Annotated in this window: 19 protein-coding genes and 1 tRNA gene; 15 read left to right on the plus strand and 5 right to left on the minus strand. The window is 70.2% G+C overall.

Annotated elements, in window-relative coordinates:
* Entirely contained in the window at positions 1 to 552 is a 552-nt protein-coding gene (locus HMF7854_RS09735) for a GNAT family N-acetyltransferase (protein WP_126718919.1), read from the plus strand.
* Here HMF7854_RS09735 and HMF7854_RS09740 read toward each other — a convergent pair.
* Together HMF7854_RS09740 and HMF7854_RS09745 are read right to left on the minus strand one after the other, a co-directional pair.
* The gene (locus HMF7854_RS09740) at positions 549 to 1739 is read right to left on the minus strand and encodes an acyl-CoA dehydrogenase (RefSeq protein ID WP_239016924.1); all 1191 of its coding nucleotides are present in this window, start codon (positions 1737 to 1739) and stop codon (positions 549 to 551) included. The genes HMF7854_RS09735 and HMF7854_RS09740 overlap by 4 nt on opposite strands.
* A 42-nt stretch (positions 1740 to 1781) precedes the next feature.
* Positions 1782 to 3920 carry a TonB-dependent receptor gene (locus HMF7854_RS09745; RefSeq protein WP_126718921.1) on the minus strand — a complete coding sequence of 713 codons (2139 nt, stop codon included), beginning with the start codon at positions 3918 to 3920 and terminating at the stop codon, positions 1782 to 1784.
* Positions 3921 to 4092: 172 nt separating this feature from the next.
* Between HMF7854_RS09745 and HMF7854_RS09750 the strand changes: the two genes are divergently transcribed.
* The gene (locus HMF7854_RS09750) at positions 4093 to 5097 is read left to right on the plus strand and encodes a glycosyltransferase (RefSeq protein ID WP_185829235.1); all 1005 of its coding nucleotides are present in this window, start codon (positions 4093 to 4095) and stop codon (positions 5095 to 5097) included.
* A 10-nt stretch (positions 5098 to 5107) separates the two neighbouring features.
* On the opposite strand, the gene HMF7854_RS09755 is transcribed toward HMF7854_RS09750, so the two are convergent.
* Positions 5108 to 6673, minus strand: coding sequence for an oligosaccharide flippase family protein (locus HMF7854_RS09755; RefSeq protein ID WP_126718923.1), 1566 nt, complete (start codon positions 6671 to 6673; stop codon positions 5108 to 5110).
* Positions 6674 to 6916: 243 nt separating this feature from the next.
* Positions 6917 to 7006: transfer RNA gene (locus tag HMF7854_RS09760), tRNA-Ser, on the minus strand.
* Between the two features lie 136 nt (positions 7007 to 7142).
* Here HMF7854_RS09760 and HMF7854_RS09765 point away from each other — a divergent pair.
* From HMF7854_RS09765 to HMF7854_RS09825, 13 genes are all read left to right on the plus strand, one after another.
* Positions 7143 to 8261, plus strand: a complete 1119-nt coding sequence (locus HMF7854_RS09765) for a lytic murein transglycosylase (protein ID WP_275402005.1) — start codon at positions 7143 to 7145, stop codon at positions 8259 to 8261.
* 41 nt (positions 8262 to 8302) lie between these two features.
* Positions 8303 to 9487 (plus strand): D-alanyl-D-alanine carboxypeptidase family protein, encoded by a 1185-nt coding sequence (locus tag HMF7854_RS09770; RefSeq protein ID WP_126718924.1) that lies wholly within the window; start codon positions 8303 to 8305, stop codon positions 9485 to 9487.
* 11 nt (positions 9488 to 9498) lie between these two features.
* Complete coding sequence (tmk, locus tag HMF7854_RS09775; protein WP_126718925.1) at positions 9499 to 10140, plus strand: dTMP kinase; 642 nt, start codon at positions 9499 to 9501, stop codon at positions 10138 to 10140.
* Positions 10141 to 10229: 89 nt separating this feature from the next.
* Complete coding sequence (locus tag HMF7854_RS09780) at positions 10230 to 11537, plus strand: cytochrome c (protein ID WP_221766428.1); 1308 nt, start codon at positions 10230 to 10232, stop codon at positions 11535 to 11537.
* Positions 11534 to 12025 carry a (2Fe-2S)-binding protein gene (locus tag HMF7854_RS09785; RefSeq protein WP_126718927.1) on the plus strand — a complete coding sequence of 164 codons (492 nt, stop codon included), beginning with the start codon at positions 11534 to 11536 and terminating at the stop codon, positions 12023 to 12025. The genes HMF7854_RS09780 and HMF7854_RS09785 overlap by 4 nt, the downstream gene beginning before the upstream one ends.
* Positions 12022 to 14247: a molybdopterin cofactor-binding domain-containing protein gene (locus HMF7854_RS09790; RefSeq protein WP_126718928.1), complete on the plus strand. Its 2226-nt coding sequence runs from the start codon at positions 12022 to 12024 to the stop codon at positions 14245 to 14247. The genes HMF7854_RS09785 and HMF7854_RS09790 overlap by 4 nt, the downstream gene beginning before the upstream one ends.
* 49 nt (positions 14248 to 14296) lie before the next feature.
* Entirely contained in the window at positions 14297 to 15295 is a 999-nt protein-coding gene (locus tag HMF7854_RS09795; protein ID WP_126718929.1) for a DNA polymerase III subunit delta', read from the plus strand.
* Positions 15296 to 15307: 12 nt separating this feature from the next.
* Positions 15308 to 16810, plus strand: coding sequence for a methionine--tRNA ligase (gene metG, locus HMF7854_RS09800; RefSeq protein WP_126718930.1), 1503 nt, complete (start codon positions 15308 to 15310; stop codon positions 16808 to 16810).
* Positions 16807 to 17586, plus strand: a complete 780-nt coding sequence (locus HMF7854_RS09805) for a TatD family hydrolase (RefSeq protein WP_126718931.1) — start codon at positions 16807 to 16809, stop codon at positions 17584 to 17586. Before metG ends, HMF7854_RS09805 begins: the two co-directional genes overlap by 4 nt.
* A complete protein-coding gene (locus tag HMF7854_RS09810) occupies positions 17583 to 18350 on the plus strand; it encodes an MBL fold metallo-hydrolase (protein WP_126718932.1) in 768 nt (255 codons plus the stop codon). Before HMF7854_RS09805 ends, HMF7854_RS09810 begins: the two co-directional genes overlap by 4 nt.
* Positions 18347 to 18931, plus strand: a complete 585-nt coding sequence (locus tag HMF7854_RS09815) for a retropepsin-like aspartic protease family protein (RefSeq protein ID WP_126718933.1) — start codon at positions 18347 to 18349, stop codon at positions 18929 to 18931. The genes HMF7854_RS09810 and HMF7854_RS09815 overlap by 4 nt, the downstream gene beginning before the upstream one ends.
* Positions 18928 to 19512, plus strand: a complete 585-nt coding sequence (locus tag HMF7854_RS09820) for a retropepsin-like aspartic protease family protein (RefSeq protein WP_126718934.1) — start codon at positions 18928 to 18930, stop codon at positions 19510 to 19512. The genes HMF7854_RS09815 and HMF7854_RS09820 overlap by 4 nt, the downstream gene beginning before the upstream one ends.
* Before the next feature lie 92 nt (positions 19513 to 19604).
* Positions 19605 to 20030, plus strand: a complete 426-nt coding sequence (locus tag HMF7854_RS09825; protein ID WP_126718935.1) for an SET domain-containing protein-lysine N-methyltransferase — start codon at positions 19605 to 19607, stop codon at positions 20028 to 20030.
* On the opposite strand, the gene HMF7854_RS09830 is transcribed toward HMF7854_RS09825, so the two are convergent.
* Positions 19964 to 21229 carry a hypothetical protein gene (locus HMF7854_RS09830; RefSeq protein ID WP_221766429.1) on the minus strand — a complete coding sequence of 422 codons (1266 nt, stop codon included), beginning with the start codon at positions 21227 to 21229 and terminating at the stop codon, positions 19964 to 19966. The two genes, HMF7854_RS09825 and HMF7854_RS09830, sit on opposite strands and share 67 nt — an antisense overlap.

Consider the following 21229-nt stretch of genomic DNA (forward strand, 5'->3'; position numbering starts at 1 on the left):
GTGCAGCGCTCGGCTCCACGGCTGGAGACCGGGCGCCTCATCCTCCGCGAATTTCGCCGCGACGACCTCGCCGCCTACGCAGCAACGCTGGGCGATGCAGTCATCATGCGCCATCTCGGCGGCCAGCCGGTCAGCCGCGAGGACAGCTGGCGCAAGCTGATGATGATCGTCGGTCAGTGGCCGCTGCTCGGTTATGGCTATTGGGCGGTGGAGCGGAGGGACGACGGGCGGATGGTCGGCCATGTCGGCTTCTGCGATTTCGAGCGTGCGGTCGAGCCGCCGCTCGCGCCCGGGCCCGAGATGGGCTGGATCTTCGATGCGAGCGTCCACGGCGAGGGCATGGCCGGCGAGGCGTGCCGGGCGGCGCTGGCGTGGATCGATTCGACCCTCGCCCCGGCCACCATCCCGGCCATCATCAATCCCGACAACCAGGCGTCGATCCGGCTGGCCGAGCGGCTCGGCTTCGAGCGCCGGCCCGACGCCGTCTATCATGGCGGCCCGATCACCGTCTTCGAGCGCCGCCGACCGGCGGCCGCGCCCGTCGCCGCCTAGAAGGCTGCCAGCCCGGTAATCGCGCGGCCCATGATCAGCGCGTGGACGTCGTGGGTGCCCTCGTAGGTGTTGACCGTCTCGAGGTTCGCCGCGTGGCGCATCACGCCGAACTCGGCGCTGATCCCGTTGCCGCCGTGCATGTCGCGGGCGACCCGGGCGATGTCGAGCGCCTTGCCGACATTGTTGCGCTTGATGAGGCTGATCGTCTCGGGGACCAGCTCACCCGCCTCGAGCCGGCGCCCGACGCGAAGCGCGGCCTGCAGCCCGAGCGCGATCTCGGTCGCCATGTTGGCGAGCTTGAGCTGGACGAGCTGGGTGGCGGCGAGCGGACGGCCGAACTGCTTGCGGTCGAGCGTGTACTGGCGCGCGGCGTGGAAGCAGGCCTCTGCCGCACCCATCGAGCCCCAGCCGATCCCGTAGCGGGCGCGGTTGAGGCAGCCGAACGGACCCTTCAGCCCCTCGACGTTGGGCAGCAGCGCGTCCTCGCCGACCTCAACCCCGTCCATCACCACCTCGCCGGTGATCGAGGCGCGAAGCGAGAGCTTCTCCTTCACCTGCGGCGCGGACAGGCCCTTCATGCCCTTGTCGAGGACGAAGCCGCGGATTTTGCCGCCGTGCGCGTCCGACTTGGCCCAGATCACGAAGACGTCGGCGATCGGCGAGTTGCTGATCCACATCTTGGTGCCGGAGATGCGATAGCCGCCGTCGACCTTCTCGGCGCGGGTCCGCATGCCGCCAGGGTCGGATCCGGCGTCCGGCTCGGTCAGCCCGAAGCAGCCGACCAGCTCGCCGCGCGCGAGACCCGGGAGATACTTCCGCCGCTGCTCGTCCGAGCCATAGGCGTGGATCGGGTACATGACGAGCGAGCTCTGGACGCTCATCGCCGAGCGATAGCCGCTGTCGACCCGCTCGACCGCGCGAGCGATCAGGCCATAGGCGACATAGCCGAGCCCGGCGCCGCCGAACTCCTCGGGGATGGTCGGGCCGAGCAGGCCGAGCTCGCCCATCTCGCTCATGATCTCGCGGTCGAACCGCTCGTGCAGATAGGCGTCCTTGACGCGCGGAAGCAGCTTCTCCTGCGCATAGCCCTCGGCGGTGTCGCGGACGAGCCGTTCCTCGTCGGTCAGCTGATGCTCGAGATCGAACGGGTCGGCCCAGTTGAACGGCAGGATGGCGGGTTCGGCCACGGCGAAAGGCTCCGGCAAGGGGTGAAGATTTCGCCGCTGCCCTTAGCGGGCCGGAGCCGGCTTCGCCACCCCGCCGCCGCCCAGGCTCCGCCGCAGCGACAGGGTGAAGCTCGGGTGGATGTTGCGCTGCGCGAACTCGTCGACCCCCGACAGCGGCACCGCTCGATTGGGAAAGTAGAAGTTTCTCAGTCGATGGACCTTGCTGTCGAGCAGATTGTCGACGTCCAGCCGCACCGTGGTGAGCGGGTCGGGGCGGTACTCGACGAACGCGGTGGCATAGGGGCCGACATTCCACACCCGCTCGATCATGTCGGTGCGGAACAGCGTGGTGCCCTGGCGATCGGCGAGGGTCCCGCCATACGCCCAACGGCCGCGATCGCGGCGCAGCTCGAGGCTCCACTGCCAGTCGGGCCAGAAGCCGCTGAAGCGGCGCGGGTCGCCGCTGATGGGGTCGTCGACGCGGGTTCGCTGGAAGGTGGCGTTGGCCTTGCCGCGCAGCCCCTTCCACCAGCGGCCGAGCGGCGCGTCGAGCGTCAGGTCGACGAAGCTCCGCGTTCCTCTGCCCAGGTTGCCGGGCGCGTCGAAGCCGTCTTCGGTGAGGATCCGGTCCTGGACCTTGCTGATCCGGTCGTGGCCAACCTCGACGCGCAGTTGCCCGTCGCCGAGCAGCTTGTGGTCTGCGGTGGCGCGGAACTCCCAGGCGCGTTGCGGCTCGAGGTCGGCATTACCGCCGTTGACCCGGCCTGCGGCGAGGTCGGCGCTCGACACGAAGTCGTAGAAGTCGAGCTGCGCGACGGTACGGCGGGCGATCAGCTGCGCGTGCCAGCCGCCGCCGGGCTGCAGGTCGAGGGTGAGGCTGGGCTTGAGGAAGCCGAGCGAACGCCGCGCCTCGGCATCGCCCGACACCGTCAGCCGCGAGGTCTCATAGGCGAGCCGGGCATCGACCCGGACCGCGCGCGAGACCTGGCGGCCGGCGTTGACGAAGCTCTCGGTCCGCACCTCCTTCACCACCGCGTTGCTGAGCGGCAGCTCGACGATGGTGCGGTTGCCAACCTCGTCGAAGGCGGCCAGGCTCGTGCCGTAGGTGAGCTTGTTGAGCGCCACTTCGCTGCCCAGCTCGACCGCCATGCCGGCGAGATTCGACCGGGTCCAGCCGAGCCTCGCCAGACTCTCGTCGTAGCGCGAGCGGCTGTTCTGCTCGAACCCGCCGACGATCCGCTCGTCGATCCGATTGTAGTAGGCGTCCAGCGCGGTCTTGCGCCGCCGCGTGGCGAGGCCGACCAGCTTGATCGTCCCGCCGGCCAGCGGCTGGCTGACATCGCCGCCAAGCTCATAGGCGGGGACCTTGTACTGCTCGATCAGCCGGTCGTCGCGCTCGGGGCCGGCGACCGGCACGACATGGTTGGTCTGAAGCAGGTCGAACTTGCCCGGCTGGGCGCGCAGGTTGACGTGGGCCGCCCGGTTGCCGCCCGGTTCGAAGCTCCAGCTCGCCGCGAGGAAGGGAGCGGGCTGCTTGTAGCGGTTGACCTTGCGCCGATACTCGATCGGCTCGCCGCTGCCCGCGACCGTGACCCGGTCGTAGCCTTCCTCCTGCGTCGTGTTGGTGCCGGTACCGGCGGCGACGCTGAAGCTGTGCTTGCCGCGCCGCCACAGGGCATTTCCCTCGAGGTCGGGCACCAGGCGGCCGTCGTAGAGGCGGGTGAGCTTGCCCTTGACGCTGCCGTCGAGCCCGCCCTCGGCCGCAAGGATGATGTTGAGCACCTGCGTCTTGGAGGAATAGTCCGAGCCGTAGAGATCGCCGGGCCCGACCTCGACTTTCTGCACCCGGCGCGCCGGGATGCGGGCGAGCAGGGCGTCGAGCGTCTCCGACTTGGACGAGGGACGGGCGCCGTTGACGACGACGTTGCCCGCCGCGCCGGCGAAGCCACGCACGTCGGTGCTGCCGGTCTCGAGCACGAAGCCGGGAACGCGGGTGACGATGTCGAGCGCGGTGGAGGGAGCATAGGGGGCGAAGAACTCCGGGCCGTAGACCGACGTCCTCGCGCTGCCCGCGCTATGGGCCGGGCGGTCCCCTGCCGGCGCCTGCTGGGCGAAGGCCTGAGCCGCGCCCGAGAACGCCACCAACGCCAATGACAGGCCGGTGCGCGGCCACGGCCGCTCCGGCGATTTCCCCTGTTTCATTCGGGCCGTTGTGGAGCCGAAAGGGCCTTCGGCCGAGACGTCATCGACCAATGGCCGGGCGTTTCTGCCAATGACCAGCAGACGAGGGCAGACGAATGGACCGTTCGGTGCGGTTGCGGATTCGACCCGCTTCTGTATCGCCTTCGCACGCGGGTGCAGGAAGAGGCGTAGCATGCGACTAGCTGGGAAGTCCGTCGGCGTCGTCTACGTCTCCGACCGCAACTATCACGAGCTGACCCTCTTCTCGATCGCCTCGCTCGCGCTGTTCCTCAAGGAGCGGGTGTCGATCACCCTGTTCCAGGTCGGCTACGAACAGCCGCTCGACCCGGCGCTCGCGGCCTATCTCGCCAAGGTCGGGCACAGGATCGAGGTCGTTCCGCTCGCCAGCCGCGATCCCAGCCACGAGGAGGTCCAGCTCCACGAGCATATCAGCCCGGCCTCGCTGCTGAAGGCCGACGCGATCGACGCGGTGGCACCCCGCCATGACCTCGTCGTGTTCCTCGACGGCGACACGCTGTTCATGCGCCCCTGTTCGTTCGAGAGCCTGCCGGAATTCACCACCAGCTTCGCCGGGGTCTACAACTTCCTCTCCTACATGCCGTTCTGGGAGCAGGACCTGATCGGCCACACCGAGCGGACCGGCGTGTCGTCCGACTATTTTAACTCCGGCGTCATCTTCATCCGCAGCGAGCGGTGGATCGCGCTGGGGCTGCGCGAGCGCTACCGCCGCAACCTCGTCGCGCACGAGGCGCGCTGCCCCTACCGCCACGACGCCGAAGGCAATGATCCGCGCGACTGCGTCGGCTCGGACCAGTGCGCCTTCAACATGTCGGTCGAGCATGACTGGACGCCGCTCGATTTCCGCTGGAACATGCAGAAGACGACGCGGCACATGGCCGGGTGGCGGCATGCCTTGATCCGCCACTACACCGGGCATCGCAAGTTCCTGACCACCAGCAACCGCCACCGCGACGCGGCCGAATACCGGGTGCTCAGCGCGATCCGGGAGCAGGTCGGGCTGCGGCCGGCCAGGCCGATCCACTATCGCGACCGCGGCCTCGTCTACGCGCTCGACTATGCGGCCAACTTCAAACTGATGCTGGGCTATGGCCGGCTGCTGCGGAAGCTGAGCGCCAAGATGGCCGGCGGGCGAGCAACCGAACGCGCGGCGGGCTGATCTAAACGGATCAGCCGTCCGGTGCGTCGCGGCCGCGGCGGCGGGCGATGGAAACCAGCCGCTTCATCTCGGGATAGCCGAGCAGCGTCACAGTGACGGCGAACACCGCAAGCAGCAGCGGCGGGAGCAGCAGCAGCCGCAGCAGCGGCGCCGCGTGGAAGGGCAGAAGGAGATAGGCCGCAGTCATCGCCCCGGCGCCGGCAGCGGGGAGTGCCAGCGCCTTCAGCATCGCCAGCACCGAGCGACCCTCGCGCGCCGCCGCGGCGATGCAGAGCGCGACGAGCGAGCTCCAGGTGATCGCCGCCACGCCGAAGGCGACCCCGCGCGCGCTGACATGGGCCAGCAGCGGCAGCACGCAGACGGTCGCGACGGCCCCGCCCAGCACCACCGCGGTGAACTGGCGGTCGGCGCGCGCGGCGATGAGGTAGTTGGTCACCAGCGAGGCCATGCCCTGGCCGAGCGTGGACAGGGCGAGGATGGAGAGGATCGCGCCCGAGGCCAGCCACTTCTTGTTGAGCAGCAGGGCGATGACGTCAGTGCCGAGCAGCGACAGGCCGACGAAGACGGGGAAGAAGACCAGCCCGACCACCAGCAGCGAGTTCAGCAGCCGCTGGTAGGCGGCGGGGTTCTCGCTGCCGCGCGAGAAGAGGGCGAGGATCACGCTGCCGGTCGAGCTGACGATGATCAGGTTGGCGGCCAGCATCAGCCGCTTGGCCGCGCTGTAGATGCCCGCCGCGGTCGACCCGAGATAATAGGTGATGAAGAAGACGTCGGCCTCGTAGCCGACGAAGTTGAGCACGTTGATCAGCGCGAGGTGGCGGGCCGAGCCGAGGTGCCGCCGCGTGTGGCCGAGGTGGAAGCGCAGGCGCGGCCGCCACGGGCTGAGAAAGACGAGCAGCACCACCGTCACCGCCGTGCTGACGAGCTGCTGAGCAACGAGGCTCCAGACGCCGAAACCGGCCAGCGCCATGCCGATCCCGGTCGCGCCGCCGAACGCCGAGGCGATCGACGAGCGCACCGCCAGCGCATGATATTCGAAGCGCTTGGAATACCAGATCTCGTGCGAGCGCCACAGACCGGTGCCGAACAGCACCACCGCGATCAGCTCGACGACCGGGGCCAGCGGCGGCTCGCGAAGGATCCAGGCGATCGGATAGGCGAGGAGGAAGATCGCCGCCGACCCGAGCCCGGAGAGGAGCACGATCGAGGAGAAGAACTCGTTATACTCGTCCTCGCTCGGGTCGGGGAGCGACATCAGGCGGATCGCCAGCGGCTCGACCACCAGTCGCTTCGAGACCTCGACAATCAGCGTGGCGATGGCGACGAGGCCGAAGGCGGCCGGGCTGATGATCCGTGCGGTGATGAGAAAGGCGAGCAGCGACAGGCCCTGCGAGGTGGCGGCATTGCCGACCGACCACAGCGCGGCCTTGCCCACCGCCCAGGCGCTGAGGCGCGCCGCCGGCGCAGCCGGGGGCGGGGCGGCCGGCGGGTCGAGCTCGCTCAGCCGACCAGCCCTTCGGTCACGGACCGGGTCCCAGAGGGGTGGAGAGCGGACAGCGGGTGGTTCCTTCGGCACGAGCGACGGTCACGAACCGTCAGGATGGATTTGCGGTAGCAGCTGGTCGGACCCGGCGCAGCCGCCATTCCTTCCTGTCCCGCCGTGGCACGATGGCGGTCGGCTTCCAAGCGCGTCCGTCGTCCTTGCCGCGCGTGGGCAAGGGCTCGACCGGAGATGCGCAGAGCGGGTCGGCCTTCGTGTCGTGCCGGACCGCAGGACGATCGCGCGGATGTCGGAAATGGCCTTTATGCGCCATCGCCGTGGCGGAGAGGGTGGGATTCGAACCCACGGTGAGCGTGAACCCACGGCGGTTTTCAAGACCGCTGCCTTAAACCACTCGGCCACCTCTCCGCTGCCGTTCGCCGCATAAGCGGAGCGTTCAGCTTGCCTCGCCTATCGGTTAGGGCAGGAAGAAAGGCAACCGTCCGCCGCAACGAGGGGACGGGGCGGGGCGTTCGGAAAAGGGAGTAGGTACGGGGTGAAGCGCGTGACGAGGCGAGTGATCAAGGGCGCAGCCGTGGCGGTTGCGGCCTCGCTCGCGCTGACCCAGGCCGTCGCCCAGGTCGATCCGCTGGCGCCGCTGCCGGAAGCCCAGCCACGCCCGGCGAGCGCTATTCCCGCCACTCCGACCGCCTCGGCCGGGTTCGGCTATCCCGGCGGGTTTGCCGCCTATCGCAACCGGCTGGGCGCGCTGGCCCGCTCGGCGGGGGTGCGCGAGGCGACGATCCAGGCGGTCGTGCCGACGCTGCAGCTCAACAGCCGGGTCATCCAGCTCGACCGCGGCCAGCCGGGGCAGGTCGGCAATCCCAACTCGACGCCGCCGTTCGCGCCCTATCGCCGCGAGCATGTCACCGCCGACCTCATCAGCCGCGGGCAGGCCCGCTACTCGGCGCTGTGGCCGCAGCTCTCGCGCATCCAGACCCGCTACGGGGTCGAGCCGCAGGTGCTGATGGCGATCTTCGGGCACGAGACCAGCTACGGCCGGGTGACCGGCGGGTTCGACCTGCTCCAGTCGCTTGCCAGTCTCGCCTACGACGGGCGCCGCCGCGGCTTTTTCGAGGACGAGTTCGTCGCCGCCATGCGCCTGCTCGACCAGGGCGTCGCGCGCGACCGGCTGAAGGGCAGCTGGGCCGGAGCGACCGGCTATCCGCAGTTCATGCCGACCATCGTCCAGCGGCTGCGGGTGGACGGCGACGGCGACGGCTATGCCAACATCTGGACCAACGAGGCCGACGCGCTCGCCTCGATCGCCAACTATTTCCGCGATGCCGGATGGAAGCCCAACGTCCACTGGGGCGTGGCGGCGCGGGTTCCGGCCGGGTTCAACCGCTCGGCGGTGGCGACGCGGCTGAAGTCGCCGCGGTGCGAGCGCGTCTATGCTCGGCACAGCCGCTGGATGACCATGCGCGAATGGCGCGCGCTCGGCGTGGTGCCGACCGGGCGCACACTTCCCGACAGCGAGATGGCGAGCCTGATCGAGCCCGACGGGCCGGGGTCGACGGCCTATCTGCTCAGCCAGAACTACCGTGTCATCCTCGACTACAACTGCTCGAATTTTTACGCGCTTTCGGTCGGGCTGCTGGCGGACGCCATCGCGCGCGGCTAAGCTTCGCTGGTCCAGTCCAGCCGAGGATTCATCACCCGATCATGCGTGCCCACCTGCTCAGCACCGCCGTCCTGCCGTTCCTGCTCGCCTCCGCTGCCCCGGCGGCCGCCCCGGCCGCGCCGCCGTTCGACACGCCCGCGCGGGTCGCCTTCCTGATCGACCTGTCGTCGGGCGCGGTGCTCCTCGACAAGGGAGCGGACGTCCGCATGCCCCCGGCCTCGATGGCCAAGATGATGACCACCGACGTCGCCTTCGAGCTGATCGACAAGGGCGAGCTGCCGCTGAACAAGATGTGCACCGTGCGGCCGGAAACCTGGGCCAAGTGGCACGGCCCGCAGGCCGGCTCGACCATGTTCCTCTCGCCTAACGAGCAGGTCAGCGTCGAGAACCTCCTGCACGGCATCGTCACGCTGTCGGGCAACGACGCCTCGGTCGTGCTGGCCGAGTGCATCGCCGGGACGGAGCCCGCCTTCGTCAACCAGATGAACGACTGGGCCGGGCGCCTCGGCCTCAAGAACAGCCATTTCGGAACCGCCAACGGCTGGCCCGACAATGGCGTCACCTACGTCACCGCGCGCGACCTCGCGACCCTCGCCCGCGCCGAGATCGAGCATCATCCCAAGCTCTACAAGCAGTTCTACGCGCAGCCGAGCTTCACCTGGGGCAAGACGCTCGGATCGGGCGCGGACATCAAGCAGGACAACCGCAACCCGATCCTCGGCAAGGTCGCCGGCGCCGACGGGCTCAAGACCGGCCATACCGAGGAGGCGGGCTACGGCTTCACCGGGTCGGCCGAGCAGAACGGGCGGCGGCTGATCATGGTCGTCGCCGGGCTCAACAGCTTCAACCAGCGGATCGAGGAGTCGGTCAGGCTGATGCAGTGGGGCTTCAACGCCTGGCAGTCCAAGCCGCTGTTCGACAAGGGCGCCAATGTCGGCGACGCGCAGGTCCAGCTGGGCAGCGCCGCGAGCGTGCCGCTGGTCGCCGAGAACAAGATCGCGCTGACCCTGCCGGCCGGGCTGGGGGGCGGCGTCAAGAACATGAAGATCCGCTACAACGGGCCGCTGGTGGCGCCGATCGCCAAGGGGGCACACGTCGCCGACCTGGTGGTGACGACCGACACCAGCACCGCCAGCGTGCCGCTGGTGGCCGGGGACGAGGTCGGCCGCGCCGGCTTCTTCGGCCGCCTGTGGCTCGGCTTCAAGCAGCTCGTCGGCATGGCCTGACGCCCCTGGCGGTGCGCGGCAGCTTCATCACGCTCGAGGGCGGGGAGGGGGTCGGCAAGTCGACTCAGGCCCGCGCCCTCGCCGAGGCGCTGCGCGCCCTCGGGCTGGAAGTCGTGACCACCCGCGAGCCGGGCGGGAGCGAGGGCGCGGAGATGATCCGCGCGCTGCTGCTCGGCGGCCCGGAGGAGCGCTGGACGGCGGAGGCCGAGGCGCTGCTGTTCGCCGCCGCCCGCGCCGACCATGTCGCCAAGACGATCCGCCCGGCGCTGGAGCGCGGCGCCTGGGTGCTGTGCGACCGCTTCCTCGACAGCTCGCTCGCCTACCAGGGCGGGGCGGGCGGGCTCGGCACCGACCGGGTGCGGGCGATCAACCTGTTCGGGCTGGGCGGCACGCTGCCCGACCGGACGCTGGTGCTGGCGCTCAGCGACGGAGCCGAGCGGGCGCGGGCGCGCGACAATGACGCGCCGGACAGGATTGGTGGCCGCCCCGCGGACTATCATGACGCCGTCGCCGCAGCCTTCCGCGGCCTCGCCGGGGAAGAGCCGGAGCGGATCCGCTGCATCGACGCGCACGGCGCGCCGGAGGCGGTGACCGAGCGGCTGATGACCGCGCTCGCCGACCTGCTCCCGGCCCAGCAGATTACGCCAGGCTGACGACCGAGCGACGGCTCGGAACCCCATGCCTCCGCGCGGCTTTGATGGTCCGTGCCCGGTCTTCCTCACAACGCCATTCGGATCCGCCGTTGCTAGCCACTCGGGCGAGGCGACGCGGACTGCCGTGGTGGGGATGGGGTCTGCTCCTCATCGCCCTGCTGTTCGTGGTCTTCCTGGTCTGGGCGCACCGGCCCGCGATCGCGGCCGAGGCACCCCCGCCGGCGGCGAGCTTCGCCCCGGCCGAGGTCGCTTACGGCAAGGACCTCGCGGCGGTCGGCAACTGCATCAGCTGCCACCAGGCGCCGGGCGGCGGCAAGCCATTCGCCGGCGGCTATGGCGTCGTTTCGCCGTTCGGGACGATTTACGGGACCAACATCACCCCCGATCCGGACACCGGGATCGGCCGCTGGTCCTATCTCGCCTTCGCCCGGGCGATGCGCGAGGGCGTCGCCCGCAACGGCTCGCACCTTTACCCGGCCTTTCCCTACGACCATTTCAGCGCGCTCCAGGATCGCGAGCTTCGCGCGCTCTACGCCTATCTAATGACCCGGACGCCGGTCCGCGCCGAGAACCGCACCAACGGGCTGTTCCTGCCGCTGCGCTTCCGGCCGTTCATCGCCGGGTGGAAGCTGCTCTTCTTCCGCCCCGCGCACTGGAGCCCCGACGCCGGCCAGTCGGCGGCGTGGAACCGCGGCGCCTACCTCGGCGAGGCGCTGGCGCACTGCGGCGGCTGCCACACTCCGCGTGGGCGCCTCGGCCAGGAACTCAAGAACAAACCCTTTGCCGGCGCCTTCGTCGAGGGCTGGTACGCGCCGCCGCTCGGCTCGACCTCGCCCGCGGTGCGCGCCTGGACCCAGCCGCGGCTCGCCGAATATCTCGCCACCGGGCTCAGCCGCAGCCACGCGGCGGCCGCCGGGCCGATGAACGCCGTCCCGCACAACCTCGCCACCGCCGACCCGCGCGAGGTCGCCGCGCTCGCCACCTACTACGCCCGGACGCTCCGCGACGCGCGGGCGAGCAGGGCCGAGCCGCAGCTCCCCGACCGCGCCGAGGCGGCCGCCCGCGCCCACCCGCTCGGCGCCGCCACCTTCGCCGGCGCCTGCGCCGCCTGTCACGGCGAAGGCGCGCCGATGATGGTTCAGGACGGCCGCCCCGCGCTGCCGCTCGGCAGTCCGCTCCACGAGGACAACCCGGCCGACACGATCCAGATCATCCTCAAGGGGCTGGCGCCGCCGCTCGGCCGGACCGGGCCGATCATGCCGTCCTTCGCCGCCTCGCTGACCGATGCGCAGGTGGCGGAGCTGGTCGGCTACATGAAGGCGCGGTGGGGCACGGGACCCGACTGGCCGAACCTCGAGCGGGCGGTCGGCCGCGCCCGGAAGGGCAAGGCGCCATGATCCACCTCAACGTCAACGGCGCCGAGCGGCAGGTCGATGTCGATCCCTCGACGCCCCTGCTCTACGTGCTTCGCGACGACCTCAAGCTCCATGCCGCCAAGTTCGGCTGCGGGCTGGGCCAGTGCGGCGCCTGCACCGTGCTGGTCGACGGCGAGGCGGCCTTCTCCTGCATCACCCCGGTGGCGCTGCTCGCCGGTCGCCGGGTGACGACGGTCGAGGGTCTCGGCACCGCGGAAACGCCCGGGGTGGTACAGCAGGCCTTCATCGCCGAGCAGGCGGCGCAGTGCGGCTACTGCATCCCCGGCATGATCGCGCGCGCCGAGGCGCTGCTCCGCCAGACCACGACGCCCAGCGAGGCGCTGCTGCGGACGGCGATGCAGCCCTCGCTCTGCCGCTGCGGCACCCACATGCGGATCCTGCGCGCGGTCCGGCGCGCGGCCAAGGCGATGGGCGGCGGCGTCACCGACCCGGCGGAGCCGACGTCATGACGGCGGCAACCCGGCGCGAGGTGCTGGCCGGCGCCGGCATCACCGTTCTCTTCTCCCTCGCCGGACCCGCGCTGGCGCAGCAGGCGGGGAGCGGCGGCGGCGAGCAGCAGGGCGGGGGCGAGCCCCAGAAGGTCCGCCCCGACCTGCCCGGCGACCTCGCCAAGTTCCCCGCGCTCGACAGCTGGATCCGGATCGACGGGGAGGGGCGGGCGACCGTCTTCACCGGCAAGGCCGAGTTGGGCCAGGGCATGAAGACTGCGCTGACCCAGCTCGCCGCCGACGAGCTGGACATCCCTCTCGAGCAGGTCACGCTGGTCACCGCCGATACCGCGCGCACCCCCAACGAGGGGGTGACCGCGGGCAGCCACACGCTGCAGGACAGCGGCACCGCCATCGCCAACGCCGCGGCCAACGTCCGCTACCTGCTCGCCGAACAGGCGGCGCAGCGCTGGAACCTCCCGATCACCGCGGTCAGGACCCGGCGCGGGACGGTGCTCGACGGCGGTTCGCGCTCGGTCAGCTATGCCGAGCTGGCCCGGAGCGTCTCGCTTCACGTTCCCGCCCGGCCAGGGGTGCCGCGCAAGCGGATGGAAGGGCGGCACTTCATCGGCCGCGACGTGCCGCGGGTCGACATTCCCGGCAAGCTCACCGGCGCGCCGGCCTATGTCCACGACCTCAGCTTCCCCGACATGCTCCACGCCCGGGTGGTGCGCGGGCCGCATTCGGGCACCCGGCTCTTTCCCAATGTCGACGCGCTGCGCCGGCTCCCCGGGGTCGAGCAGGTCGTCACCCGCGGCCGCTTCGTCGCCATGCTGGGCCCGCGCGAATGGCCGCTGGTGCGGGCGCTCCGCCTTGCCGGGCAGATCCGCTCGGCGCCGACGGGCCGGGTCCCGTCGGGGTCGCTGTCGCAAATACTGACCGGACTTCGCGACCAGCCCTCGACCATCCTCGACCGTCATGCCGATCCGGCGCTGGTTCCCACCCGCAGCCTCGCCGCCGACTACAGCCGGCCGTGGCTGATGCATGGCTCGATCGGGCCGTCCTGCGCGCTCGCACTGTTCCGCGACGGGCAACTCACCGTCTGGACCCACACCCAGGGCGTCGAGCCCCTGCGCGGCGCGCTGGCCGAGCTGACCTCCCTCCCCAAGGAGCGAATCCGCTGCATCCATGCCGAGGGGGCGGGCTGCTACGGGCACAACGGCGCGGACGACGTTGCCGCCGACGCCGCGCTCGCCGCCATCGGCGTTCCCGGTCGCCCGGTCCGCCTCCAGTGGAGCCGCGAGCAGGAACATGGGTGGGAGCCGATGGGCCCGGCCCAGCTCGTCCGGATGCGCGGCGGGGTCGATGCCACCGGCCGCATTGCCGCCTGGGAGCATCAGGTGTGGAGCAACACCCACAGCACGCGGCCGGCGAAGGCCGGGGACCTGCTGGCGGGCCAGGAGGTCGACCAAGGGTTCCAGCCAACCCCGGTCAAGCCGATCCCGCAGCCCGAGGGCGGCGGTGACCGCAACTCGGTCCCGCTCTATGCCTTCCCCAATGCCCGGGTCGTCTCGCACTTCCTCCCCGACATGCCGATGCGGGTCTCGGCGCTGCGCTCGCTCGGCGCGCACATGAACGTGTTCGCGATCGAGAGCTTCATCGACGAGCTGGCGCACGGGACCGGCCACGATCCCGTTGCCTACCGGCTCGCCCACCTGACCGACGCGCGCGGCCGGGCGGTGATCGAGAAGGCGGCGCAGCGCTTCGGCTGGTCCGCCAACCGCCGCGCCCCCAACCGCGGCGCCGGCTTCGCCTTCGCCCGCTACAAGAACCTCGGCGCCTATTGCGCGATCGCGATGGACGTGGAGGTCGAACGCGAGACGGGGCGCCTGACCGTCCACCGGGCGGTCGCCGCGGTCGACAGCGGGGAGGCGGTCAACCCCGACGGCATCCGCAACCAGATCGAGGGCGGGATCGTCCAATCGCTGAGCTGGTCGAGCGTCGAGCAGGCGCCCTATACCGCCGCCGGGCGCACCGCCTTCGACTGGAGCAGCTACCCGATCCTCCGCTTCGACGGCGTTCCGCGCGCGGTCACGGTCGAGGTCATCGACCGTCCCGGCCAGCCCTTCCTCGGCACCGGTGAGGCGGCGCAGGGACCGACCGCCGCGGCGCTTGCCAATGCGGTGTTCGCCGCCTGCGGTCAGCGGCTCCGCTCGATGCCGCTGCGCCCGGCGAAGAACTGACCGCGCGGGGGCTTGCCAGCCGCCGCCGCGCACCTATCAACCGGAAACCATGTCCGGGGACACGCCCTCCATCATCATCGGCCAGGACCGCGCGGTCGAAAGCTTCGTCGCCGCGCGGGAAAGCGGCGCGCTCCATCACGCCTGGCTGCTGTCGGGGCCGCGCGGGGTCGGCAAGGCGCTGTTCGCGGTGCAGGCGGCGACCCGGCTGCTGGCCGACGCGGCCGGCCCGCCGGTTGGCCTCCCGGGCCTCGCCACGCCCCCCGAGCACCGCATCGCCCGGCTGATGGCAGCCGGCAGCCATCCCGATTTCCGCCTGCTCGAGCGGCTGGAGAACAAGAGCGGCACTGGGCTGGCCCGCAACATCACGGTCGACCAGGTGCGCGAGCTCGCCGGGCTGTTCGCGGCCACCCCGGCGCTGTCCGAGTGGCGCGCGGTGGTGATCGACAGCGCCGACGATCTAGAGCGCTCGGCCGCCAACGCCCTGCTGAAGATGCTTGAGGAGCCGCCGGCCAGGAGCGTCTTCTTCCTCGTCAGCCATGCCGCCGGCCGGCTTCTTCCCACCATCCGCTCGCGCTGCCGCCGGCTGGAGTTCCAGACGCTCGACGATGACGCCATGGCGGCAGCGCTGGCCCAGGCCCTGCCGGAGGCGAGCGCCGCCGAGCGGGCCGGGCTGGTGCCGCTGGCCGGCGGATCGGTCGGCCGCGCGCTCAACTATCACGAACTCGACCTCGCCCCGCTGGAAGCGCAGGCGCTCGACATCCTCCGCACCGGCGACGCGACCAATCTCAAGCGGAGCAAGCTGGCCACGGCGCTCGGCGGCCGGGGTGCGGCACCGCGCTACGCCGCCTTCCTGGAGCTGCTGCCCGCCCTCGTCGCTCGGGAAGCGCGCAGCCTGAGCGGAAACGGGCAGGGGCGCGCCCTCGATGCCTACGCCCGCGTGCGCGAGACCTGCGCGCTGGCGCCGCGCCTCTCGCTCGATGCGGCCGCCACCGGCTTCCAGCTCGGGACCATCCTCGCCTCCGTTGCCGGGGAGCCGACCCGCCGCTAGGGCAGGCGCGCCATGTCCGAGCCTTATTACATCACCACCGCGATCAGCTATCCCAACGGCGCACCGCACATCGGCCACGCCTACGAGGCGATCGCCGCCGACGCGATCGCGCGCTTCCAGCGGTCGCAGGGGCGCGACGTCCGGTTCCAGACCGGCACCGACGAGCATGGCCTCAAGATGGCCCAGGCTGCCCGCAAGGAGGGCGTCGAGCCCGCGGCCTATGCGGACAAGATGTCGGCCCTGTTCAAGGACATGTGCGACGGATTGAACATCAGCTATGATCGCTTCATCCGCACCTCCGAGCCGGCGCACCATCGCGCCAGCCAGGCGATCTGGAGCGCGATGGCGGAGCGCGGCGATCTCTACCTCGACCGCTACGAGGGCTGGTATTCGGTCCGCGACGAGGCCTTCTACGACGAGAGCGAGCTGACCGACGGGAAGGGCGGCGAGAAGCTGTCCCCGCAGGGCACGCCGGTCGAGTGGACCGCCGAGGAGAGCTGGTTCTTCCGCCTCTCCGCCTATCAGCAGAAGCTGCTCGACCATTATGCGGCCCATCCCGACTTCATCCGTCCGGAGAGCCGCCGCAACGAGGTGCTGCGCTTCGTCGAGGGCGGGCTGCAGGACCTCAGCGTCTCGCGGACCAGCTTCGACTGGGGGATCAAGGTGCCGGGAGCGCCGGCCCACGTCATGTATGTCTGGCTCGACGCGCTCACCAACTACATCACCGGGCTCGGCTATCCGGACGACACGCCTGAGTGGGACAAATGGTGGCCGGCGAACGTCCACCTCATCGGCAAGGACGTGGTCCGCTTTCACGCAGTTTATTGGCCCGCCTTCCTGATGAGCGCCGGCATCGCGCTGCCGAAGCAGGTTTACGGGCACGGCTTCCTGCTCAGCCGCGGCGAGAAGATGTCGAAGAGCGTCGGCAACGTCGTCGACCCGAACAGCCTCGCCGAGCGCTACGGGGTCGACGCGCTGCGCTATTTCCTGCTGCGCGAGGTCACCTTCGGGCAGGACGGGAGCTACAGCCACGAGGCGATCGTCAACCGCGTCAACGCCGAGCTGGCGAACAGCTTCGGCAATCTGGCGCAGCGCAGTTTCTCGATGATCTTCAAGAACATGGACGGCGTCGTTTCCGCGCCGGGCGAGCATCAGGACGACCAAGCGCTACTGGCGGCGGTCGACGAGGCCAAAGCCCGGCTGGCGGCGGAGTTCGAGCAGTTCGCCTTCGCCGCCGGCCTAGAGGCATGGATGGCCGCGGTGTTCGCCGCCAACGCCTATGTCGATGCCCAGGCGCCGTGGGCGCTGCGAAAGACCGATCCGGCCCGGATGGCGGCGGTGCTGGGCACGCTGGCCGCCGTGGTGGAGCGGCTCGCGGCGATGGTCGCGCCGGTGGTGCCCGCCGCCGCGGCAACGATCGCCGACTATCTCGCCGCCGGCCGCGCCGCCGGAAAACTCGCCGCGCCGACCCCCGTCTTCCCGCGCCTGGAGCTGCCCGAGGACGAGCCCGCGTGACCCTGATCGACAGCCACTGTCACCTCAACTACGCCGGGCTGGCCGAGCGGGAGGAGGAGGTGCTCGCCGCCGCCCGGGCGCGCGGCGTGGCCGGCTTCCTCAACATCTCGACCCGCCGCTCGGAATGGGGTGCGGTGGTCGGCGCCGCCGAGCGCCACCCCGACGTCTGGGCCTCGATCGGGGTCCACCCGCACGAAGCCGACGCGCACCCGGACCTCGGCGCGCAGGCGCTGGTCGAGGCGGCGGACCATCCGCGTGTCGTCGGAATCGGCGAATGCGGGCTCGACTATTTCTACGACAAGAGCGACCGCGACGCGCAGAAGGAGCGCTTTCGCGCCCATATCGCCGCCGCGCGCGAGACCGGGCTGCCGGTCATCATCCACACCCGCGAGGCGGAGGAAGATACCGCCGCGATCCTCGCCGAGGAGATGGGGAAGGGGACCTTCAAGGCCGTTCTCCATTGCTTCACGAGCAGCGCGTGGCTGGCCGAGAAGGCGCTCGACCTTGGCCTGTTCATCTCGCTGTCCGGCATCGTCACCTTCAAGAATGCCAAGGACTTGCAGGAGGTCGCTCGCACGATCCCGGAGGATCGGCTGCTGGTCGAGACCGACGCTCCTTTCCTCGCGCCGGTGCCCAACCGCGGCAAGACCTGCGAACCCGCCTTCGTCGCTGACACCGCCGCCTTCGTCGCTCGGCTCCGCGGCGAGCCGGTCGAGCAGCTGGCCGAACGCACCACCGCCAACTTCTTCCGCCTGTTCGACCGGGCCGCCGCATGAAGGTCCGCATCCTCGGCTGCGGCACCTCGTCGGGTGTGCCGCGGATCGGGGAGGGGGGCTGGGGCCGCTGCGATCCCGCCGAGGCGCGCAACCGGCGGCTGCGGTCGTCGATCCTGGTCGAAACGGCCGGGGAAAGCATCCTCGTCGATGCCGGTCCCGACATGCGCGAGCAGCTGATCGCCGCCGGCACCGCGACCATCGACCGCGTCGTCATCACCCACGACCATGCCGATCACTGCCATGGCATCGACGACCTGCGCCAGCTTGCCCACAACCGCGACGAGCCAGTCACCGTCTACGCGCGTGCCGATGTGCTGCAGCGGCTCGAGGACCGCTTCCGCTACCTGTTCCACGGCACTGCGCTCTATCCGCCCGTGGCCGGGGCCGCGGTGCTGGAGGGCGAGTGGCAGTGCGGCGGGGTGCGGGTCCGCTTCGTCGACCAGCCCCACGGCCGCATCACCTCGGTCGGCATGCGCTTCGACGAAGGTGGCCGGAGTCTCGGCTACGCGATCGACTTCCATGACGTCACGCCTGCCATGGCCGATCTCTACGTTGGGGTCGATGTGTGGATCGCCGACGCGCTCCGCCGGACCCCGCACCCGACCCATGCGCATCTCGACGCGACGATCGGCTGGGCCCGTGAAATCGGCGTCAAGCAACTCTATCTAAGTCACATGGACAACAGCATGGACTGGGCCACGCTGGCGAAGGAGCTGCCGAGCTGGGCGGCGCCCGCCTTCGACGGCCAGGAGATCCTCCTTTGAACGACGACGCCGCGCCGCGCGCCGTCTACCTGCTGATCATCATCGTCATGATCGCCTCGTCGCTGGCCGCCCGCCGCCTCCCGCTGCGCGAGACGGCGAAGATGGCGCTCGCCTGGGTCGCCATCTTCGGGGTGGTTTTCGCGCTTTTCGTATTTAGGGACGATTTTTCCACCCTCGGCGCCCGCCTCCGCGCCGAGGTGACGGGAGCGCCGGTCGAGTGCGCCGGCACGCTCCGCATTCCGCGCAGCGAGGACGGACATTATTGGGTCGAGGCGAGCGTCAACGGCGAGCGCGGTCGCTTCCTCGTCGACAGCGGTGCAACCATCACCACGATCAGCCCGCAGCTGGCGCGCTCCGCAGGGATCGCCCGCAGCGGTCCGGGATCGATGGTCGAAACCGCCAACGGCGCGGCGATGGTCGACCAGGCGACCGCCGACCGCTTTGCGCTCGGCTCGATCGAACGAACCGACTTTCCCGTGAACGTCAGCCGGTCGGACGGCGTCAACGTGGTCGGGATGAACTTCCTGACGCGGCTTTCGGGCTGGGGGGTCGAGGGAACCACGCTGGTGCTCCGCCCATGAACGACCTGATGGTCGGCACCGTCTACTGGGTCATGGCCGGCATGCTGCTGCTCGGCATGCTGCTGAGCCGCCGCGGGCGGTTCACCCGAGTCCTGCTGGCGACCTTCGGCTGGGCCAGCGTGTTCGCGGCCTGCTTCGTGCTCCTCACCTTTCGCGACAACCTCGGCTATGTCGCGGCGCGGCTGAAAACCGAGGCGACCGGGGAACCGCTCGCAGTCGGGCGCGAGACCCGGATCCCGATGGCGATCGACGGCCATTTCTGGGTCGATGCTGAGGTCAACGGCCAGCCCGTCAAGTTCCTGATCGACAGCGGCGCGACCATGACGACCGTGGGCGCCGACACCGCGCGGCGCACCCACGTCAGCATCGACCCCGACCGCACCGCCATGGTCCGCACCGGCAACGGGATCATTCGCGTCGCCCTCGGCAACGCCGACGAACTCCGCTTCGGCTCGCTCGTCCGCCACGACGTTCCGATGCACGTCAGCGAGGAAGGGGACCTCAACGTCCTCGGCATGAGCTTCCTTTCGGGGCTCCAGCGCTGGGGCGTCGAAGGACGCTGGCTGATCCTCCAGAGCTGAGGCCAGCGGACCGGCACCTTCGTGCGCGCGCTTCGTTGGGTCGCTCGGATCAGCGAATAAGAGGTGCGTCAGTGTTGATGGTCGCTACCGAGTTGAAGCCCAGTTCAATCCATGGAATCGGCGTTTTCCTCACCGAGCCGGTCAGCAGGGGCCAGCTGATCTGGCGCTTCGACAGCCGGATCGACCGGGTCTACTCCGACCATGAAATCGCGGAAATGCCGGCCGAACTCCGCGCTTTCCTGCGCACCTATTCGACTTTCCACGAGGGCCAGAAGCTATGGGTGCTGTGTGGCGACAATGGCCGCCATTTCAACCATAGCGACGATCCCAACACGGCCTCGCTGGGAATCGCCTTCGGTGACGACGTGGCGATGGTCGAACTTCCCGCCGGGACCGAGCTCACCAGCGACTACCGAACGATCTGCGACGCGATCCGCCGCAACGGCGCAGACTACAGCCAACCCCACGAGCTCAGTTCTCTGAGCTCGCCGGCGATCAGCCTGTCGCCGATGTCCTGACGGTAGCGCAGGCTGGGGATCCGGACCGAACCGACGCGGCGGTAGGCGGCCGCCTGCGCCTCGGCGACGCTGTCGCCCGTTCCGGTGATCACGGCCGTCCAGCCGTAGAGACCGCTGGTGACCAGCCGTCCGTTCGCCAGCCCGACCTCGCCCCAATGGAGATGCTCGGGCGACGCCGGGCCGACCTGCACCGGCAGGCCAATGGGGCTATCAATCTCGTGCCGCGACCAGGGGAAGGGCGGTGTCGTCAAGACGACCCCGAGCGAGAAGCCGGGCGACGTGGGAAAGTTCGTGCTCGCGGGGTCGGCGACGCGGGCCAGCAGCTCCGCCCAGTCGAGGCGCTGCAGCGGCTCGAGCACGGCATAGCCGGGATAGCCGAAGCGGCAGGTGAACTCGAGCGGCCAAATCCCTCGTGCGTTGACGATGCAGTTGAGGTTGACCCAGCCGACATGCCCTGCCGCGGCGAGCTCGGGTGCGATCCGAGCGAGGGTCAAATCGAACAGCGCGTCCGCTCGCTCATAGGTGACGACCGTCCCCATCTCTCCGGTCAGTTCGCCAAGATCGCCGGGGAAGAAGCGCTTGTGCTCCCAGTCAAGGCAGGCGGGCCGAAGGAAGCGGCGGCCGTTGAACCAGGCGCCGATGCCCGTCTCGACCCCGTCGACATGGTCCTGCAGCACGAACGCGCCCGCGTCGTCCGAGCGGCTCTCGATCAGGGCCGCGACGTCGCTGCCATCGGCGAAGCTGCCAACGAAGGTCTCGCCATCCGAGGCGCTCCGCTTGAAGACGCAGCGGCGGGGTCGGGCGGCAAGGTCGGCGAGCGCGTCTGCGCGGCTCTCGAAGCTGAGCACCGGCGCGATCCGCAGGCCCTTGTCCGCCAACATCTGCTGCGCGAACGCCCGATCGCCTTCGAGCCGGTCGCCCAGGGCGCTCCCGCCGATCACCCGATATCCTTCCTGCCGGAGCCGATCCTGAAGCGCGCCGAAGCCGACCGCCTCGAAGAGGATGAGGCCCTGATCATCGGCGTCGCGAACCCAGCGGAGCTCGGCGGTCCAATCCTCGACCCGCGGGACCATGCCGAGCATCGTACCCGCCGCAAGCGGTTCGCCGACCGTAATCCGCACCTCATGGCCAACCTCGATCAACCGCAGGTAAAGCGAGCCGAGGTCGCAAGTTTCCGTGATCCCGAGGATACGCATCAT

It is taken from the genome of Sphingomonas ginkgonis (genome assembly GCF_003970925.1).
GTDB classification, from domain to species: domain Bacteria; phylum Pseudomonadota; class Alphaproteobacteria; order Sphingomonadales; family Sphingomonadaceae; genus Sphingomicrobium; species Sphingomicrobium ginkgonis.

Excerpts from the sequence above, each read along its gene's own strand:
- HMF7854_RS09745 (WP_126718921.1), bottom strand. The coding sequence starts at position 3,920 with ATGAAACAGGGGAAATCGCCGGAGCGGCCGTGGCCGCGCACCGGCCTG.
- HMF7854_RS09750 (WP_185829235.1), top strand. The coding sequence starts at position 4,093 with ATGCGACTAGCTGGGAAGTCCGTCGGCGTCGTCTACGTCTCCGACCGC.
- HMF7854_RS09770 (WP_126718924.1), top strand. The coding sequence starts at position 8,303 with ATGCGTGCCCACCTGCTCAGCACCGCCGTCCTGCCGTTCCTGCTCGCC.
- HMF7854_RS09785 (WP_126718927.1), top strand. The coding sequence starts at position 11,534 with ATGATCCACCTCAACGTCAACGGCGCCGAGCGGCAGGTCGATGTCGAT.
- HMF7854_RS09790 (WP_126718928.1), top strand. The coding sequence starts at position 12,022 with ATGACGGCGGCAACCCGGCGCGAGGTGCTGGCCGGCGCCGGCATCACC.
- HMF7854_RS09795 (WP_126718929.1), top strand. The coding sequence starts at position 14,297 with ATGTCCGGGGACACGCCCTCCATCATCATCGGCCAGGACCGCGCGGTC.
- metG (WP_126718930.1), top strand. The coding sequence starts at position 15,308 with ATGTCCGAGCCTTATTACATCACCACCGCGATCAGCTATCCCAACGGC.
- HMF7854_RS09810 (WP_126718932.1), top strand. The coding sequence starts at position 17,583 with ATGAAGGTCCGCATCCTCGGCTGCGGCACCTCGTCGGGTGTGCCGCGG.
- HMF7854_RS09820 (WP_126718934.1), top strand. The coding sequence starts at position 18,928 with ATGAACGACCTGATGGTCGGCACCGTCTACTGGGTCATGGCCGGCATG.
- HMF7854_RS09830 (WP_221766429.1), bottom strand. The coding sequence starts at position 21,229 with ATGATGCGTATCCTCGGGATCACGGAAACTTGCGACCTCGGCTCGCTT.